Raw genomic sequence first — 17,204 nt, forward strand, 5'->3', positions numbered from 1 at the left:
CTAATCATATATCGCACTATCGGTGTTCTCTACCTCTGTCATTTGTCAGCCCGAGCATCTGTGCCGTTGGAAGTCTCCAGCCGTAGTTAACTGCGGCCAGACGTGTCCCAACGGTTACGACAGCACAGACCGCGACGGCGATACGTTCTGCCCCCATACCAGCTGTCACTATCCAATAGGCACTCCCACCCAGAACGGCACAACTCGCGTAGAAGTCCTCGAAGAGGATGAACGGCGGCCGGTCCAGTAGAATATCGGCGACCGCGCCACCCCCGACCGCGTTAATCGTCGCAATCGCAACGACACCAACGGCCGAGACGCCACTGTCTGTTGCCACAATCGCGCCAGCCGTAGCGAACGCGGCGAGCCCCACCGCATCAGCAACGAGTGTGAACGGATGGTCCTCTGGAGACCCAAGTACCACACAGACTCCGAGTGCGACCCCCACACCGAGTGCTCCGAACCCGATTTCGCCCAATGACTGGAGGGCCAGCGGCACGCGATTCACGAGAAGGTCTCGCATCGTCCCCCCGGCGAACGCTGTGGCGAGTCCGACGACGACGATTCCGAAGACATCGAAGTCCTCACGGATTGCCTTGGTCGCCCCGACCAGCGCAAACGCGACGAGACCGACTGCGTTCATCACAGTGAACGGGTCAACGGGCAACACCCCGGTGAGGTCCTGAATCACTACGTCGACATATGGAATCGAGAGTATTGAGCCCACGGTATCGGCACACACCGATTGTGGCCCTCTGATAACGAGAAAAAAGATAGACTCACGCTCTGGGTCTCTCGTTCGGTGGATGCCGCGTGTGTATCTGTATACGGTGGCCACCACCAGAAGGTACTTGTTCGCCAATAGATACCACTTCGTATGAAGCGCCGTGCCCTCCTCGGCCTCTCTGGGGCCGTACTCAGCGGTCTCGCAGGCTGTTCGACGGGAGCGACAGACAGTAGCGGAGCGCCGAAGCGGGTCGCCACCGGTCCTGCTGGTGGATGTCAGAGCAAAATCACGGCACAGCAGTATCCAGACCCCCCATCGACCCTCACTGAAGAACGCGTCGTTGAGTTCGTGAAACGATACGAGCGGGCGCAAATTATCAATCAATCCGCAGGCGACCACGGCAGCCTGAGCGTCCGAATTACGGTTGAGTCCGTGAGCCAGACGGACGATGGCTGGCTGATTCAGCTTGGGGGCGGTATGTCACAGGAGGGCTGTGGCGACGGAAATTCGTACGTTTCCGACGGCATAGTTGCCGCTCACTACTTCGTCAACGAAACTGCCGTCTATCGGGCCGATACGTTCGCCGAAACCGCTGGTGACCCGCGGCAGAACGGAACGAAAGTCGCGTAGATTCTGTGCGCCCTCGAATTGATAGACCCACGCTCTCTGTCTATCAATATGCAGGCCCCAGTCGGCGCACTCTCTGCTTCGCGTCGCTCTTGAACCACTGACAGCTACGAGCAACCGCGCGGGGAGACTGTGACTATTATGTATTCACACAAGAGTTATACAAAGATAGCAGATTCGTGAGATATGGAACGACGCACGGTATCGATTGTCCTCCTCCTCCTGAGTTTGCCACTGTTCGCAGCCCCTGCAATGTTACCGGTCGAAGACGTTCGAATGCACGACACCACATCCTACCTCGGAGAGAACGCCACCGTTACTGACAGCCCCGCTGTCCGGGTCGTCGCCTACGAAAATCTCAGCACCCACGCCCAAGACCTGTACCGGCAAACCCTCGAACACGATGGCACGTACAGAGTGGCCATCGATGACGGAGCCAGCGATTACAGGTACTACAATGGCAACGGCCAGTTCAAATCACTCGTGATTGAGCGTCCAGCGAACAGTACACTGCCACCCGCAGATGAGTCCTATCACCCGCAGTACGAACTCATGACCACATCCACCGTCCGCCCACCACTGTTCTCCGGCGCGTACGTCCCCCAGATGATGCTGCTCTTCCTCGCCATCTGTTCGCTTCTCAGCGGGCTGTACCTGTTCTTCAACGACCACGCGTAGTCACCCGTCGGTATCTGATACACCTACGCTCTGCGTGTATCGAACGGCTGAGCGAGAGAATCGACTGCCGAACCGAGCGTACCTCCCACTCAAAGACGTGACTCACCCCTATCAAGGGTTATACCCACCGACCTCTACTCTCTTCGACATGAACGATAGCGACGACAATTCGCTCGCTCCCGACTCAGAGACGGGCGCACCACTTCGACTGGAGGTGAAGCCGACGTACTCGAACGTGGTCGGGCGGAATGACGCACGCGTCGGCCCTGACGTGATACAAGTCCTCGAACTCAGTCCGGGTGATTGTGTCGAACTCGCGGGCGACAGGACGACTGTGGCCACGGTGTGGCGCACTGATGTCGACGACTGGGGCACCGGGACGGTCCTGCTCGACGAGTTTACCCGCGAGAACGCAGGCGTCAGCGTCGGTGAGACAATTGACGTTCGACCCGCCATCGTCAGCGATGCGACGTCGCTCACCGTTCAGTCCTCGACGGACCGTCCAATATCGTTCGATTCCTCCGAGATGAATCGGGTCAGGGACGGCCTGTCGTACCGCGTCCTCACGGAGGAGGATATCGTCTCGATTCGAGATGCTTCGGGGTCGGCAGCTTCTCCCTCCCACCCGTGGGCGGTTCGTGTCCACACCACCGACCCACGCGGTCCGGTCCGTGTGACGCCTGAGACGACTATCGAGTTTCAGGACCCTCAGTCGGATACTGACCGCGCGACAGTTCCCGACTCGGGGACGGACGACGCGGTCCGACTCCCGGTGAGAGAGATGTACGAGGGGAGCGTGGGAAACAACGCTGCCTGCATTGGGCATAGCGTAATGGAGCTTCCACCCTACCATCAGAACAACCGTGCAGACCAGACGCTGTACGTCAGACCGGGCGACTACGTCGAACTCACCGGCGAGAACACGACCGTTGCGCGGGTCTCACCCACCGATAAAGCAGACTGGGATACTGAAACCATTCTTCTCGACGAGTTTACCCGTGAGAACGCGGGCGTCGCTATCGATGACACGGTCGTGGTTCGGCCAGCAACCGTCGAGGACGCCACCTCGATAACCGTTCACTCCTCGACGGACCGTCCGGTGTCGTTCGATGAGGAGACCGTGGCGGTGGTCGGAGAGCGCCTGTACAAGTGGGTCCTTGTGGAAGGAGACATCGTCCCACTACCGGGCACGGACGGCCCAGTGCCGGTCTCCGAGGCCAGTGCGGTGCGGGTCGTCGACACCGACCCAGCCGGACCGGTCCGTGTGACCTCAGTGACTGACATCGAGATGCAGGACCCTCACTCGGGCGACTCATCCCACTACCGAAGGCGGAGAGACTACGCCTACTGATTCAGCCAGCGAAGGAACTGATAGACTCACGCTCTGAGTCTATCAGTACCGGCAATCGATGCAAACTCACTCAATAGGGAGGTCATAGAGTTCGGGGCGGTCCTCGATGCAGCGTCTCACAGTTGACCGCGATGAATCGAGTTCGCGAGCGGCGGACCGTTTAGACTGTTCACCCTGGTGGACGCGGTTAATGACCGCACGGATGTGAGGATAGTTTTCCGCTTCAATGAGCCTCCCGTCGTCCTTTACGAATCCGAGCGGGGCTTGTCCATGCTGATACTCCTCGCTCGCTTGCCGCGCGGCAATGCCCTCTCGCGTCCGCTGTTGGGCGATAGAGGCTTCGAGTTCGGCAAAAACACCCAAGAGCTGAAACATCGCGCGTTGATACGGGTCATCGTCATCGACTCGCAGGACGAACCCCTCGGAGATGATGTGGAGTTCAGCGCCCGCATCGTCGACGATACGCTCGGCGGTCCGGTCGAGGTCTCGGATGGAGCGGGCGATGCGGGAGACGCTGTGGACTACCACGGCGTCGACCTCGCCGTCCTCGACGTCATCCATCATCGCCTGGTAGCCTGAACGGTCGGTGTTGGTCCCGGTCGACCTGTCGATGTGTTCGTCAGGCATCTTCGCGAGGTTGATGTCCCAAATTCTGCGACAGTAATCGGCGGTGCTCTGTCGTTGTCGTTCGAGTGACTGGTTCTCCGTGCTGACTCGATGATACCGTCTGATATGCATACCAGTTTGACCAGCCCTATCTGTTTATAAAATTCGGGAGTCGTGACCAGCCTGGTCGCGGACCGAGGTACTCGACCAGCCATTGTACACGTTACTATAGAAAGTCACGCAACCAACGAGAGCAGCCCGAGGACCGCCCCGGTGTCACTCTTGTCTAAGCGGGGAGTTCGACAGCCTGGTCAAGAGCCGCAGGCGGGTTGGTTCGAAACATGAATCGGCTCACGAGCAGCACGGCTCGGAAGCAACGATGAGTAGGATTAATCGGCATCGTCGCCGAACGACGAGACGCCACTTGCCGAAGGGGGCCGCCGTGTTACTGGCGACCCCGCCTCAGCTCGCAGAGTTGCATCGCCCCGATGACGATGACAACGACTTCAGCGACGAGTTGAGCGACGGGGATGGTTTGTGCATCCATGTGGTTTAGCGACCGCTCTGCATAGTTTCTACACAAGCACCGACACGGTATCGACCCCGCCGCGTTGGACGAGGGTTGACACCGACCGCCCTCAGAAATGCCACCTGCCGAAGGGAGCCGATGTACGAGTGAACCATACCCTGGGAATGTTAAAAACATAAACGATTCTCCCCACGCGCATGCGGGCGGGGACCACGTTCATCTGAGTCCGACTACCGAGCGGAGGGTCTACCCCTGTGACGAACACTGCGTACCAGGCAGCGACGAATGCCACTCATAAACAGAGAGACCGAGAGTAGTCATCATCGCTCTCTCCATCGCCTTCCACTGTAGTGGTGAACTCATTCCACGCCGCTCATGAAGGGTCCTCTCCTCGGTGAGTTGCGGCATCAAAGGCAGTGGGGAGACGCTCAATAAGAATCACTTCGAGCTCGGAGATGTTGGTCGAACGAATCGCGTGGGTGTTCGAACGGACGGGCGCTACGCGTCGCACGATGGGTAACCGAACCGATTACCGACGGTGAGGAAGCGTTCGTCGGGATACGTAGGGCCGAGCGCATTAGATGGAGAGCTTCAGTAGTCGTTGACCGCACACAGCAGATTGGTCGTCAACCAGGGCGACGAGCTTCGAACGCACAGCCCCTCAACCGACCGCTCGCAACTCTCGCACTTCAGAGCTGTTCAGCAGCGGACACGACGCTTAGGTTTCTCCGTGCGGCTGACTCGACATACGGAGTTAGGACAACACCACTCCCCAATAGTACTCGGCTCTATCTCGGTCGTGAGGATGGAGCACCCCATCATCGTCGGGCGTAATCCCGAACTCCTTGCCAACACCGACTATCACCGCGTAGGGTGGTTCGTCAGGGTCGAAGCCGTAGTTGAGGACAGCATCCCGTCCAAGTGACAGTAGCTCTATCGGCGTGAGGTCCAAGAGGAACGACTGGGAAACGTCCGTGTCAACGTAGCCTTCGGCGAGGGCGACCAGTGCGAGGCCGTTCTTCCCTGTGCCATCAGACGCACGCCAGTAATGCCCATCGTCGTCGACCGCAATGCTGAGGTCAGTGGGGTCGAGCTCGCCCGCCGCAACCACGTCAGAGGCGTCACGAGTGAACCACGAGGATGCGTTGTCGGAGTACTCCCAGTCGCCACTACCGAACCCGTGGTCGTAGCCCCGGTCTTCGATGGCGCGGAGGATGGCCCCGAAGTCCCCGCTGTCGTACAGCTCGCTGTGAGCAGGCGGTTCGCAGATGCCCTCCTCACGGGCGACGTGGGCGAGCACCCCACGGGGAGCCGGGTCGTGGCTGGCGAGGATGCCCTCGTCTTTCGCGTGTGTCCAGGCGACGTAGTGTTCCTCATCAGAGAGTGGCCCCATTGGGGTGTTGGGGTTGCGCACCCCTGCGTCACACAGCAAGAACGTCAACGCGTTGTACGTGACGTGGTTGTCCTTCTCACCCTTCTTGTAGTCCATACCGAAGTCGCCCCTGACTTTGAAGTAATTCTTCGAATCGCCGGTGTGTCCACCAGGGAGGGTGTTCAGCCCACGGTCGCCGTCGGGGATACCCGTGACGTCGGTCATCGTGAGGTCGTACAGTGCGCTCACTCGCCCGTCACTCTCGATGTCCGACCCTGCACCGTCGGCGTCGCGCTCGGGCGTGGTCGACTCACCGAACGCGCGCTCCTCGTCAGAGAGCTGCCCGAACGGCGTGGCACAGACGAGCAGCTGGTCGAACTCTGCCCGCCCGTCGACCACCGCGTCGGCCGTCCACTCGCCGTCGCGTTCGCTCGGCGGCACGAACCGCGAGGCGAGGTAGTCCCCGAGGTCGACCTTCTTGCCATCGCGGGGGAGCTCCACGAGGCGTGCGTCGAACCCATCGTCGGCGAGCAGCCACATCGACCGGAGCGCGCCGCGTCGTCCCTCTGAGGTGAACGGGACCGACAGCGCCTCGCCAATGGACTCGTACGTCTCGTCGTCGAGGATGGTATCGGTGGTCTCTTCCTCGCCGCTGACCGTCCGCAACGGGTTGAACTGCGCCTCCTCGGCATCAGGGACGACGTACACCCGGTCGATGCCATGGTCGGCCAGCAGGTCAATGACCTCCTCGTACGCCGACAGCGAGAACTGCGTTGTGACCGGCGAGATGGTCGGGTGGCCCGCCTGGATGGCGTGCATAGCGTCCGCGACCCCTTCGGCGATGACGACGTAGTCGCGCTCGTCGAGGGAGTGCAGCCCGAAGATGGTCTCGTCATGGGTGACGTACTCCGCCTTCCGGTGCTTGCTGTACTTCGAAGAGAGAAAGTCACGGTAGTGGCCGTCGTAGCCCGCTTTCCCGCCCCCCTTCGCGCCGGTCGTCCGGGTAATCGTGAATACCGGCTCGCCCGTCTCGTCCCGGTAGACGAACACGTACCGCCCTTGAGAGAGGGTCTTCGGCTCGAACGTCTCGAAGTCCTCACCCTCGTCTTCGTTCGGTTCGGTGAACAGCCCCGTGGCGAGTATCTCCTCGCGGGTGTAGCCGCGCTTTCGAAGAACGTCGAATGCTCCACTGTTCGGAGGTGCCCAGCCGAGCTGGTTGGCATCGATAGTCTCATCGGTGAGGCCCCGCGACCGGAAGTACTCACGAGGCGTGTCCGGACGGTCGTCGTCGTAGAAGTGCTCGCCGAGGCGGTCGTCGACGTGGGCATGCCAGAATTCGACGAGTGCCGCCAGTGCACTCTTCTCCGGGGGCACTGTTGGGTCGGTAAATACATAGCCAGCAGCGGTCTTGTCGAGCTCTCCGGCGTCGACTGCTGTCGCGATTGGGCCGTTGGCGAGCGTGACGTTCCCCACACGCTCGACGGCTTCGGCGAGGGGCACGTAGTCGAGGGGCTCATCTAGGGCGTAACCCTCGGTGGCGAGCGTCCGTTGCACCTCGGTCCAGTCGACCGCGATGCCGTGGTCACTCATATCCACATCCCCTCCTCAAGGAACGACTCGGTGAACGAGAACGCGTCCCGAACGATGGTGAGGTGTTTCTTCGACCTCGTTAAGGCGACGTACCAGACTCTGTGGACTTCTCGCCACTCCTCGGAGCCGAAGTTGTCGTACCCCTCGCGGGTCTTGCTCGTGATACCGTCGAAGCAGATGACATGGTCGGCTTCCTGGCCCTTTGCTCCGTGAAATGTACGGAGAGCGATGTTCGCCTGGTGCGGGTCGAACACGTTTTCGTTGCGCTCCAGCGCCGCCTGGAGGTACTGCACCCCCAGCAGCTCACCGACGGCCTCGTTGATGGATGCCGAGTCGAGGAACTCCAACGGGGCGTCACCGACCAATGCACGGGACGCCTCGATGGTGAGGTAGCGACTGAACTCACGCATCGGGATGAACGTCTGCTCGGGCTCGCTCCGAAGGTCCTGCACCGAGAGTGGCCCGTCTGCGAACGTCGCCTCCGACGGGACGTGGCCGAGCACAGTCGCTGCCTCGGCGAGTCGCAGCGGCTCGTTCGCGTAGTCGCCGTGATAGGGGCTAAGCACGTCGCCGTCTGGTTCAGCAAAATCCTCGGGGTCGTATTTTGCGAGCTTCTGGAGGGCATTGTACAACCGGAGTCGGTGGGTCGTCTGGTTGTTCTCGTGAGTCCACGCCCGCGACCGCGAGGACCCCGTGAACAGGTACCCTGCGCGCAAGAGGTACTCCGCGATAGGCTTGAGCTGGTAGGTCGTCGAGGCTTCGAGGAGCACCGTCTCCGTATCCGTAGCAGCCAGAGCGTCTTCGAGGAGCGTCTCGGGCGTCGAGATACCCTGGGGCGCATCGGGCGGGTCCCCATCGGCGTGCATCCGGTACTCCACCGAGCGTACCGCGAGCGTACCATCCGAGGTCTGCGGCGTAAGCTTCGGTGGGTCGTGGGCTACCGACAGCACGTCCGTCGCCAGCATCCAGTGCTGTTCGGGCACGCGCCATGTGTCTGGCAAGAACACCTCGGGAAGGTCGATGTCGTGGAACGTCTCGGTCGCCGCGCCCTGATAGGAGTTGACCACTTGCATCGGGTCGCCCGTGACGATGACGACACCGCCCTCGTTCTGAATGGCGTCCATCCAGAAGTCGAGTACCTCCATCATCAGCGGGTAGGCGTCGTGGATTTCATCCACATAGAGCACCTCCACGTCGGGCACGAGTTCGAACACAAGCACCGAGCGGAGCCAGTCGTCGTAGTCGTGGACACTGTGTTCGGATTTGTACACCGCCCACTCGTCGATGAACTCGACGACGTGAGGTTCGTAGCCGTAGAGCTCGTCGAACTGCTCGTAGTACGGACACTCGTTCACCCGCTTGATGTCGATGAGCTGCTCCATCAGCCAGTCTCGGATTTTGAATAGCAGCTCGCCGGGACCTGGGTCGTCGCCACTGCCGTAGTAGTCGATACCCAGCTCTCCCGTGCAGAACCCCTGTCGCCGGTACGAGGCAAGGGACGTCGAGTGGCCCTCGGCGTCTAGGAGCCGACGGGCGACCGCATGAATCGTTCCGAGCCATGTCGTCTCGTCACCCTCGAACGCATCGTGGGCGGCGAGCTCGTTCGCCAGCTGGTGGCCTTTGTCGCGGCGGTAGCTGATGGCACAGAGGTTTCCCAACGAGAGCCCCCCACGTTGGCGGGCGTACTCATCGAGGCGTTCCTCGGCCTGTGTCGTCTTACCAGCTCCCGCCGCTCCGTTGATTTTCACCGAGGAGTCAACGGGGACACGCTCCTGGTCGACGATGGAGATGCGCGTGCGAGGGGTTGGCTCTCCCTCATCGTCAGAGGTGTGACTCATTCGGGGTCACCTCCGACAGCCCGCACACCATCATCGAACGTCGCTGCCTCAATGAACGCGCGTGGCAACTTCCAAAACCGCTTGGTGCCCTCGCCGACGCTGATGTGCTCGGATGCCGCCCCGTCGATGACGCTGAGTGCTTTGAGCTCCTCCTGCATCGCCCGATAGGTCACATCGTGCGCGTCGCCGACACTCTTCAGCAGCTGCGTGTAGACGTAGAGGTGCGCGTCGTCCTCGGGTTTCTCGTAGACCTTGGAGACTTGGACGGCCTGTTCGGGGTCGGTATCGACCCCTTTTTCCAGTCGAACGCTGAGCTTGCTCCAGAGCTCTTCGACGGCCTCGCGGCGCTCAGAGACGTAGTGCTCGACGGTCGCGTTGCGCGACATGAACGGACGGAGGAACTCCTCTTTCCACACGCCGTCGTTCTTGTAGTTCATTCCCGCAATCTGTGCGCCCGCGTCCAGCGACTGATTGGCGATGAGGTCGATGAAATTCGAGTGGTTGTTGTGGTTCGAATCGCCAGTGTTGACAGTGAACGTCTCCCGGTAGTCCTCGGGAGCCTCGAACTCCCAGAGGTGGGAGACAGTGCCCGATGACCCCTTATCGCGCTCCTGGACGAGCGAGATAAGGTGCTCTTGTATCCACTCGTCGAGCGGGAGACGGCGGAACTGCGCGGTCGTCGAGTCGTCACGCTCGTCGGCGCGAGTGTCGATGTTGTTTTTGATGAAATCCTCAACCCCATGTTGGCCGAGGTCGAGCTCAGACGCGAACTGGGCAACCAGCTCGTCGAGGTCGTCATCGTCAAGGATGCCGTCAAGGTACGCGTCGGCGAGTACTGGGTCGACGAACTCTCCGAGAGCGGGGTACTTTTTGAGTCCTTCCTCGTGGACGGCCGCAATCACCTCCGTCGCGGCGGTGGAGGCGTCGGCTGTTCGGGTGATGTCGAGGTCGTCGAGATGAGTTTCGAATGACATTGGTATATGTTGAAGAGTGTGACACCCGCTGGCGGCCATCGGTAGGTCTATAGCCCCATCTTCCCCAGGAGAGAACACGGGAACCACCACCCTCAGACCCGCTAGTGGGTTGTCTCGGGGGAGAGTCACTACCTCTCCCCCGTTCGGTCTTCTTAGAACCTCACCTCCGAGAGCGAGGGGTGGGTCTTCAAGGGCGTCACCAGCACGCCCACGTCCGGAACCATCCAGACACAGACGTCCTGGGATTCGTTGAGGGAGTCGCTGGCCGTGAGGTACTCCGCACCCTTGTCGGACAACGACGCTCGGTTCGTTCCGTCCAGCGTACGCACACCGAGGAAGGTGGCGTCGAACGGGAGGGGGTTGTACTCCATTTTGACAATCACCCATTCGAGATGCTACTTAAATACTTTTCGTCTGGAGGGTACAAACAGCAGATAAAGCGCCTCAGAAACCCTCACGCGTCGAAACTCTAAGACACTTATAATACTATGTCGTCCTTCGCCTTGGTCGACTAGAAGGGTCCACAGTCACCGAGCGGAGGTAGGCGGGCTGGCGACAGCTATTAATAGATGAGACACGCGCGCGCATAGTTACGGGTGGTCAGACCCCCTAAACGCCGGTTTATCGAAATGGGGTGTCATCACCCGAGGAAGCCTCTATACTACCCATATTCTATACAGAGATGCTTCACAAGGGGGAGTGGTGCGACCCGTGAACCCGAGGAATCGCCGCTACTGTTTGATTTTGAGCAGTACAGAAGAAACCATCACTTACCACGGTGTTCGACGTGCCACTACACCACACGATACGCCATGTCACTCGCTCACTCGGAGACGGACCCTCTCTCCTGAGCTAATTCTTCGACCTCCACCAGCGATAGCAACCAGACCGTCACCTACCCTTCCTCGCGCATGGTAACGCGCGCAAAAGGAAAAATGGTCTGAGGGGGTTTGACCACCCGAAGTATTGCGCGAGGGCGCACGTGTAGAGCGCCACCACCTGGAACGGGGCTATACCACCACAGAGCTCCGCGGAATCGCCCAACTCCGTCCCAGGTAGAGTATCGTCTCATTCGTGGATGAACTGCGCGCTCTCAGCGCAATCTGATGCGGTTGAGCAGAAGGGGTGTCCGAGGGGGTGCTCAGCGCCGTTCCGCGCTACCACAGACGGTGCACTCAGTCCACGTCGCGCCACCCCAGTCTTTGTACGTTTCTTGGTCGCAGTCGGGGCAGAACAGATAGCCGGGTACTTCTAGCATGCGGACGGAACGAGAGCCGACCACAATAGGCTGGTGGTGGGCTTAATCAGACGACCAACCGAAGTATTCCTGTACTGGGTGTCCTCCTATTTCGCTGAGTCGCTCACCGTATCTGCCGCGCGCTCTGTACCGGACACCGTGGTCTCCTCGTCGACCTCTGGGAGGTAGATGAGTGCCGTCGTGGTCATCCCGAGCGGAGGCGATGTGTGCTAACCAGTCAGGGCAGTCTCTGGCACTGGTGCGAGAACGGGGTGCAATAGTGGTGGATGGCCCCGTATAGACTTTGCATTGGTGACACTATCAGGGTGTATGAACCGCATATCCCCCTGGCACGGCGATGCCGAGAAATTCCTCGGCACAGGCTGTCCTGAGTGTGGCCGTCACTGGCTCTCGCCGGTTCGGGGTACCGAACAGAACGGGCGCGTCGTCTGGTGTTCGGACTGCGGATTCGTCGGCGAAGTCTCCGTTGGAGAACACACCGGTGACCACCCCCACGTCGACGAGCGTACCGACCCACCGACCATCACCGACTCGGACGTGCCAGTATCGGACGTCATCGAGCTGTACGAGCGTGAATGGACACGATACGAGATTTTCGACGAGCTAGATATCCCTGTCGAGGCAGTCCAGGATGCCGTCGTCTGGCATCTCAAACAGTTCCGCGATGAGTGGCGTGAGGAGGGTGAGAAGAACTTGGCGTACAATCTCGGTGAGCATGGTCGCAACGAACAGTTCGAGGACTGGTATCGCGCGCGCGCGCTACGGCCGTGAGCCCACCGACGTTACCGTCGACGACCACGAGAACGAGCGCGTCTATCTCGGCTACTCGCTCTTAAAACATGAGAACGCTATCCAAGGCGAGGCGTCAATCATTCGGACGACTGACGAGCCCGGTGAGTCCGAGGTCGTCTCGGAGTTCGAAAATGGGCGTATCCCGAATGGCTACTACGAGTTCGTCCGTCGCTCGCTCGTCGAGCAGTGCAAGCGGACTGCTGAGTACTATGAAGACGACCCGGATACCTGAGCGACCCGACCGTTGATATCGTCCGCGTACTAACACGAAACCATGGTCGAACCGCCCAGTCCGTCGCCGCCGGCCGCGGTCGATGAATCGATACAGAACCTCCTGGAAGCGCTCACGGCTAAAGACGACGCCTGGTGGGACCAACTGGCCGAACGCGCGGAGGACGACCCGCGGCTGACGGTTCGCCGTCGCCCACCGACCCACCTCACTCGGCTGGAGGACCCACCGGCTGTCCCGCTCGCTGCCGACCGTCCCGAAGACCTCGTGTGGCTGGAGTGGGTGACGTGGGACGACGATTCACCGGTCGAGCACGACCACTATCATCACCCGCTCGGGCACGTCGCACCCGATATCGACTGCCATCCCGCTGACACCATCCGCCCACCCGTCGTCCTCACCCGTATGCCCAGAGCCGACGAACTGGGAGCCGACCCGTGTCCTGAGTGTTGGCCCACTGACCACGCCGAGCCGACGATTCGCGGAAACGGAGACCGATGAGCGACGGGCTAGCGGTGGCGTTCGCAGCCCATCTCCGTCAGCAGGCCCTTGATGCGGCCGTGGCGGGACTCATCATCTCGATGGTGGTCGTGACAGTTATTGTACCAGTGTGGCTGTTCGTCATGCTGTGGTGAGCTACGGCTCGGTCAGTCCGTAGAGCTCAGAAGCGAGAAGCACCGCAAGCCCTCTACCGAGTACGGGGGCGAATCTTCCCAGTGCCCACACAGTAGGCAGGCGACACCAGTGACGCGAACGAACATGACAGGGTACCAACCGTCGGGTCCTCCCCTGATAGTGCTCTCGTCGTTGCGTGGCCTCTCACGTCTTTTTCGTCGTCGGTCGGCGCGACTCATCCTGCCGTAATGTCTTTGCACCGTTGTTTGACTGTAATTGACATGAAGTGTGAACAGTGCCGCGGTAAGATTACTGGATTGTGTGTCAACGGGTCGTCGCCGTCCAAGGCGACGTGTCTCTGGTGTGCGTTCAACTCGTGACCTGAATCGTACCCGGCACAATTGACCGCAGGGTTCGTCTGTTGTCACAGAGGAACTGTGGGCGACCGAGCGCATGACCATGTCCGGGGTCTCTCGTTCTCATCGTCCTCGCCGCGTTCGCGCTCGTCTACACCGTTGCACTCGCCGCAATCGTCATCCTGGCCTCAGCCTCGTCTAACTCATCGTTCGTCGCGTGATTATCTATGGATGAGACGGTTGTCCACTGTTATTTGGTGTCTCTCCTAACACTAGACCACTGTACTCCAGATGGCTAGGGCCGAACTGTTGGTTGTTGTCGACGAGCGTGAGCACCTGATTCATCCTGACGGGTCGTGGGAGACATCGTCCGAACTGGTCGCGGATGTTCACCATGGAGACCTGCGAGGTCGCGAGTTCGTCCGAGAGCGTGATGACGTGACGTTCAGAATCGAGGAGGAGCCCGAGGATTATCGCGCGCCCGCAGATGGGTTGACGGGCACGGTGTTATTGTTACCGGGGGCGACCGACCACGGGGTCATCGGCCACGTCCACTGCATCGACGTACTGGATTAGCTTCCCTGGTCGTCATCATCGTTGAGGAGCGCACGTATCCCGGACGTGCCACCCATGCTTCCTACTCCGTCGACATCCATGTCGTCGGGCGCGTCCAAGGGCCCGTCATCACCGAACAGGTCGTCCCACTGCCGTGCGATTTCTCTCGCCTTCTCTTGGTCATCCTCCTCCATATCAGCGCGTGCAGCCTGTCGCACGAGGTGTTCATGCAGAGTCTCCGTGACCTGTTGATAGCCGAGGTAGCCGAGGTCGCTCGCATCTGTTACCTCCTGTCGCTCTATGAGGTCGTTCGCGAATCCTTCGTCATCGGTTATCTCAGCGAACAGTTCCAGCCACTCTGGTGTGCCGCCCACTCGTTCTGCTGGGTCAGTTGTCACGCCACATCGTGGGCAGGTCTTGCTAGTGATTCCTTCCTCGCCGCAGTTCCAGCACGCAAGCGCTTCAAATGACTCATTCTCTTCCTCCTCAGCTGTGGGCAACCCTGCAGCCTCACGGATGTTGTTGTTTCGCGTCTTGTCCCCTGTCCGGTCGTAGACGTTCAGCATTCGCAATGCATCATCTGTCCACCCAGTCATGTGCTGAATCTGCGAGGGGGTGAGTTTCAAGTCGTTCACGAAGTGTGTGATAGCGGCAGCACGGAACGAATGTGGGTTGATTGACTTGTCTTCGACACCTGCTCTGTTTGCTATTCGACGCAGCGCACTGCGAATACCATCAGGGCTCAGCGCACATTCTTCAGGGTTATTACTGTCGTAATTTGTGACGGTGAACAAGGGGGCCTGATTATTCTCGGAGTCTGGGTGGTCTCTGAGCCATTGACGGACATCGGCTGCAGACCAGATTAGAGTACGCTCTGAGTCTGGTACACCTTTCTGTCCGACCCCATCCTCATTTGGCTCCCAGGTCGGGTCGTCTGTGTTCTGGATATCGACGTCCCCGACTCGCAATTGCGATACCAGGGTCACTCGGTGGCCGTCGCTCAAGAACGCGATGATGGCGCGGTCTCGACTATTGTTGCACGCCTCCTTCATTGACTCAACGTCAGAGACCGTCAACAAATCATCGTCATCTGGCTTGGACGCGTCGGGAGACTGGATGGCGATACTATCATACCACGAGTAATCCCTCTCTCCGTGCTTTTCCGTCTCATCCTCAAGCCAATAGTAGAAGCCCCTCAACGCACGTTGATAGCCGTACATCCCACTCTCACTCAAATTATATTCGCCTTCGAGGGTACTGAATAGTGAGGACAACCTATCGAAATCGAAATCTAATAGTGGCCATTCAGCACGCTGTGCAGCGTTTCTTAGTGTCGAAGTGTCAGCTATGCGCGTGTTGATGGATTTCCCCCGGGTTTTCCGGAACGCCTCGTATTTGATTATCGCGGACTTGTCTCGGTCGTCTATAACTGCATCGTCCAGGTGTTCTTTGAAGTCTTTATCGCGGTCATCTGGGTGTTTCGCTGCTTGTACGACCTGTTCCTTACGTCGACGTAGTTTACCTTTGAGGTCGCCCGCGTCGTTGACGTCGGCCATTGTGTCTCAAATGTAAGTGCTTCAGATATTTGGTTGCTACGCCACATGACGCGACAGGTGTTCGGCAGCGCCGACTGACGGTTCGACGCGGTTCGACGCACGACAGACCCCTCTCGACGCTCTCCTGTACGGCCGACTCGACTACGGTCGGCACGCTCCGTCCGACAGCTACCGGAGTCGGTTCTCGATGCGACCCCTCGTAGCAGGGACGACGGCGAGTGCGACGACCACGAGGACGAGTCCACCCAGGACCGACAGGAGCGTCGCCTGCGCGATCGCCCCGAGCGCCAGCAACAGCAGGACGAACCCACCGCCCCAGGTCAGTAGTCGCGGAATCCCTCCCTCCTTCGTTACGCCGGACGCCTCTGGCGGCATGGTACCAGCCTCCGAGACGCAGGAGGTGCATAGAAGTTCGTGTTGCTCGGAGTGGACCGGCCCCCGGCTCCGAGCCACCCGGTTCGGGTGCCGACCCGGGGGGAGTGGAAAGGGCTATTACCTCCTGTTCCTCCCGTTCGAGACGTATGGGGTCAGACCAGCCAGCACTCGTGCGATGTGGGGACTGCGACAAGGTACTCACTGGCCGGCTCGACGACGGAGGCGAAGCGAAGCTGTCGAGTGGCCGGTCGTGCCCGACCTGTGGGGGAGAGTCGTTCGAAGCGGTCGAGGAGGGTGTCCACGAGGTGGACGCGTCGCCCGACGGAGGGACGGACGCGTCAGGAAGCACGGTCGACTGACCGATGCCGTCGGGTGTGACGACGTCCGTCACATCGACGCCGCGTCGGTGGCCCGTCGCGCGACGAGTCGCTACGTTCACTTTCCCCGCGACGGAACGGGGGGATGATGGTCGATTTCGCTCCGGGTGGATTGCGGTACGCGACGGTGTCGTTGCTCGCTAGCCTCGCCGCTGTCGTCGTCTCGCCCGTCGCGGCCGTCGTCGGCCTCGCGACGACCGGGTTCGTCCTCGCGTTCTACCGCGACCCGGACCGACAGGTCGCACCGGGCGGCGTCGCGTCGCCAGCCGACGGTCGAGTCTCGGTGATTCGGCGCGACCCGGACGGTCGCCTCCGCGTCGGCGTCTACATGAGCGCGGCCGACGTGCACGTCAACCGCGCACCGCTCTCGGGGACGGTCGAGGCGGTCACCCACCGGCCGGGGGCCAACAGGCCCGCCTTCTCCAAGGACTCGGACCGGAACGAGCAGGTCCGCGTCGACTGCGGCGCGTTCGACGTGGTGCTCGTCGCGGGGTGGTTCGCGCGGCGCATCCACCCCTACGTCGAACCGGGCGACGCCGTCGAACGCGGCGACCGCATCGCCCACATCTCCTTCGGCAGCCGTGCCGACGTGGTGCTGCCAACCGGGTTCGACGAGGCGGACCTGACCGTCGAGGAGGGCGACCGCGTGGTCGCCGGGCAGACGATGCTCGCGGCCGAACCGGGAGTCGAGTGTCGGGAACGAGCGTGAGGGAGACCCTCGGACACGTCCGGTAGCGACGGAGACACGGCGGCGCCCGACTCGCCAGCGGTGGATAAATGGGTGCGAAGCCGCTACGTC

Annotated in this window: 17 protein-coding genes; 9 read left to right on the forward strand and 8 right to left on the reverse strand. The window is 60.6% G+C overall.

Features of this window, described 5'->3' with window-relative positions; translation table 11 throughout:
• Positions 1-16 precede the first annotated feature (16 nt).
• Positions 17-691, reverse strand: coding sequence for a trimeric intracellular cation channel family protein (locus tag MX571_RS10125; protein WP_379751947.1), 675 nt, complete (start codon positions 689-691; stop codon positions 17-19).
• Between the two features lie 186 nt (positions 692-877).
• Between MX571_RS10125 and MX571_RS10130 the strand changes: the two genes are divergently transcribed.
• The 3 genes from MX571_RS10130 (at position 878) to MX571_RS10140 (ending at position 3,383) form a co-directional block, all read left to right on the forward strand.
• The gene (locus MX571_RS10130) at positions 878-1,357 is read left to right on the forward strand and encodes a hypothetical protein (protein WP_247416149.1); all 480 of its coding nucleotides are present in this window, start codon (positions 878-880) and stop codon (positions 1,355-1,357) included.
• 183 nt (positions 1,358-1,540) lie between these two features.
• Positions 1,541-2,032, forward strand: coding sequence for a hypothetical protein (locus MX571_RS10135; RefSeq protein ID WP_247416151.1), 492 nt, complete (start codon positions 1,541-1,543; stop codon positions 2,030-2,032).
• 148 nt (positions 2,033-2,180) lie between these two features.
• Positions 2,181-3,383: a hypothetical protein gene (locus MX571_RS10140; RefSeq protein ID WP_247416153.1), complete on the forward strand. Its 1,203-nt coding sequence runs from the start codon at positions 2,181-2,183 to the stop codon at positions 3,381-3,383.
• 66 nt (positions 3,384-3,449) lie between these two features.
• On the opposite strand, the gene MX571_RS10145 is transcribed toward MX571_RS10140, so the two are convergent.
• From MX571_RS10145 to MX571_RS10165, 5 genes are all read right to left on the reverse strand, one after another.
• Complete coding sequence (locus tag MX571_RS10145) at positions 3,450-4,121, reverse strand: recombinase family protein (RefSeq protein ID WP_247416155.1); 672 nt, start codon at positions 4,119-4,121, stop codon at positions 3,450-3,452.
• A gap of 1,151 nt (positions 4,122-5,272) precedes the next feature.
• On the reverse strand, positions 5,273-7,480 hold the full coding sequence (locus tag MX571_RS10150) for a hypothetical protein (protein ID WP_247416157.1): 2,208 nt from the start codon (positions 7,478-7,480) through the stop codon (positions 5,273-5,275).
• Positions 7,477-9,318 (reverse strand): 3'-5' exonuclease, encoded by a 1,842-nt coding sequence (locus tag MX571_RS10155; protein WP_247416159.1) that lies wholly within the window; start codon positions 9,316-9,318, stop codon positions 7,477-7,479. The genes MX571_RS10150 and MX571_RS10155 overlap by 4 nt, the downstream gene beginning before the upstream one ends.
• The gene (locus MX571_RS10160; RefSeq protein ID WP_247416162.1) at positions 9,315-10,292 is read right to left on the reverse strand and encodes a hypothetical protein; all 978 of its coding nucleotides are present in this window, start codon (positions 10,290-10,292) and stop codon (positions 9,315-9,317) included. Before MX571_RS10160 ends, MX571_RS10155 begins: the two co-directional genes overlap by 4 nt.
• Before the next feature lie 152 nt (positions 10,293-10,444).
• Positions 10,445-10,663 (reverse strand): hypothetical protein, encoded by a 219-nt coding sequence (locus tag MX571_RS10165; protein WP_247416165.1) that lies wholly within the window; start codon positions 10,661-10,663, stop codon positions 10,445-10,447.
• A gap of 1,196 nt (positions 10,664-11,859) precedes the next feature.
• Between MX571_RS10165 and MX571_RS10170 the strand changes: the two genes are divergently transcribed.
• The 4 genes from MX571_RS10170 (at position 11,860) to MX571_RS10185 (ending at position 14,118) form a co-directional block, all read left to right on the forward strand.
• A complete protein-coding gene (locus MX571_RS10170; RefSeq protein ID WP_247416169.1) occupies positions 11,860-12,321 on the forward strand; it encodes a hypothetical protein in 462 nt (153 codons plus the stop codon).
• A gap of 295 nt (positions 12,322-12,616) precedes the next feature.
• Complete coding sequence (locus tag MX571_RS10175; RefSeq protein WP_247416172.1) at positions 12,617-13,072, forward strand: hypothetical protein; 456 nt, start codon at positions 12,617-12,619, stop codon at positions 13,070-13,072.
• Entirely contained in the window at positions 13,069-13,206 is a 138-nt protein-coding gene (locus MX571_RS10180; protein ID WP_247416175.1) for a hypothetical protein, read from the forward strand. The genes MX571_RS10175 and MX571_RS10180 overlap by 4 nt, the downstream gene beginning before the upstream one ends.
• Positions 13,207-13,833: 627 nt before the next feature.
• Positions 13,834-14,118 carry a hypothetical protein gene (locus MX571_RS10185; RefSeq protein ID WP_247416177.1) on the forward strand — a complete coding sequence of 95 codons (285 nt, stop codon included), beginning with the start codon at positions 13,834-13,836 and terminating at the stop codon, positions 14,116-14,118.
• Here MX571_RS10185 and MX571_RS10190 read toward each other — a convergent pair.
• Entirely contained in the window at positions 14,115-15,653 is a 1,539-nt protein-coding gene (locus MX571_RS10190; protein ID WP_247416178.1) for a tyrosine-type recombinase/integrase, read from the reverse strand. The genes MX571_RS10185 and MX571_RS10190 overlap by 4 nt on opposite strands.
• 168 nt (positions 15,654-15,821) lie before the next feature.
• A complete protein-coding gene (locus tag MX571_RS10195; RefSeq protein WP_247416181.1) occupies positions 15,822-16,028 on the reverse strand; it encodes a hypothetical protein in 207 nt (68 codons plus the stop codon).
• Positions 16,029-16,174: 146 nt separating this feature from the next.
• On the opposite strand from MX571_RS10195, the gene MX571_RS10200 reads away from it, so the two are divergent.
• Both MX571_RS10200 and MX571_RS10205 read left to right on the forward strand, forming a co-directional pair.
• Complete coding sequence (locus MX571_RS10200; protein WP_247416184.1) at positions 16,175-16,387, forward strand: Zn-ribbon domain-containing protein; 213 nt, start codon at positions 16,175-16,177, stop codon at positions 16,385-16,387.
• Positions 16,388-16,493: 106 nt separating this feature from the next.
• Positions 16,494-17,114, forward strand: a complete 621-nt coding sequence (locus tag MX571_RS10205; protein WP_247416189.1) for a protein sorting system archaetidylserine decarboxylase — start codon at positions 16,494-16,496, stop codon at positions 17,112-17,114.
• The last annotated feature ends 90 nt before the right edge of the window (positions 17,115-17,204 follow it).

It is taken from the genome of Halomarina salina (assembly GCF_023074835.1).
In the GTDB taxonomy this organism is placed as follows: domain Archaea; phylum Halobacteriota; class Halobacteria; order Halobacteriales; family Haloarculaceae; genus Halomarina; species Halomarina salina.

Coding starts and splice junctions, on each gene's coding strand:
- MX571_RS10130 (WP_247416149.1), top strand. CDS start 878: ATGAAGCGCCGTGCCCTCCTCGGCCTCTCTGGGGCCGTACTCAGCGGT.
- MX571_RS10135 (WP_247416151.1), top strand. CDS start 1,541: ATGGAACGACGCACGGTATCGATTGTCCTCCTCCTCCTGAGTTTGCCA.
- MX571_RS10140 (WP_247416153.1), top strand. CDS start 2,181: ATGAACGATAGCGACGACAATTCGCTCGCTCCCGACTCAGAGACGGGC.
- MX571_RS10145 (WP_247416155.1), bottom strand. CDS start 4,121: ATGCATATCAGACGGTATCATCGAGTCAGCACGGAGAACCAGTCACTC.
- MX571_RS10150 (WP_247416157.1), bottom strand. CDS start 7,480: ATGAGTGACCACGGCATCGCGGTCGACTGGACCGAGGTGCAACGGACG.
- MX571_RS10155 (WP_247416159.1), bottom strand. CDS start 9,318: ATGAGTCACACCTCTGACGATGAGGGAGAGCCAACCCCTCGCACGCGC.
- MX571_RS10160 (WP_247416162.1), bottom strand. CDS start 10,292: ATGTCATTCGAAACTCATCTCGACGACCTCGACATCACCCGAACAGCC.
- MX571_RS10165 (WP_247416165.1), bottom strand. CDS start 10,663: ATGGAGTACAACCCCCTCCCGTTCGACGCCACCTTCCTCGGTGTGCGT.
- MX571_RS10170 (WP_247416169.1), top strand. CDS start 11,860: ATGAACCGCATATCCCCCTGGCACGGCGATGCCGAGAAATTCCTCGGC.
- MX571_RS10175 (WP_247416172.1), top strand. CDS start 12,617: ATGGTCGAACCGCCCAGTCCGTCGCCGCCGGCCGCGGTCGATGAATCG.
- MX571_RS10180 (WP_247416175.1), top strand. CDS start 13,069: ATGAGCGACGGGCTAGCGGTGGCGTTCGCAGCCCATCTCCGTCAGCAG.
- MX571_RS10185 (WP_247416177.1), top strand. CDS start 13,834: ATGGCTAGGGCCGAACTGTTGGTTGTTGTCGACGAGCGTGAGCACCTG.
- MX571_RS10190 (WP_247416178.1), bottom strand. CDS start 15,653: ATGGCCGACGTCAACGACGCGGGCGACCTCAAAGGTAAACTACGTCGA.
- MX571_RS10195 (WP_247416181.1), bottom strand. CDS start 16,028: ATGCCGCCAGAGGCGTCCGGCGTAACGAAGGAGGGAGGGATTCCGCGA.
- MX571_RS10200 (WP_247416184.1), top strand. CDS start 16,175: ATGGGGTCAGACCAGCCAGCACTCGTGCGATGTGGGGACTGCGACAAG.
- MX571_RS10205 (WP_247416189.1), top strand. CDS start 16,494: ATGGTCGATTTCGCTCCGGGTGGATTGCGGTACGCGACGGTGTCGTTG.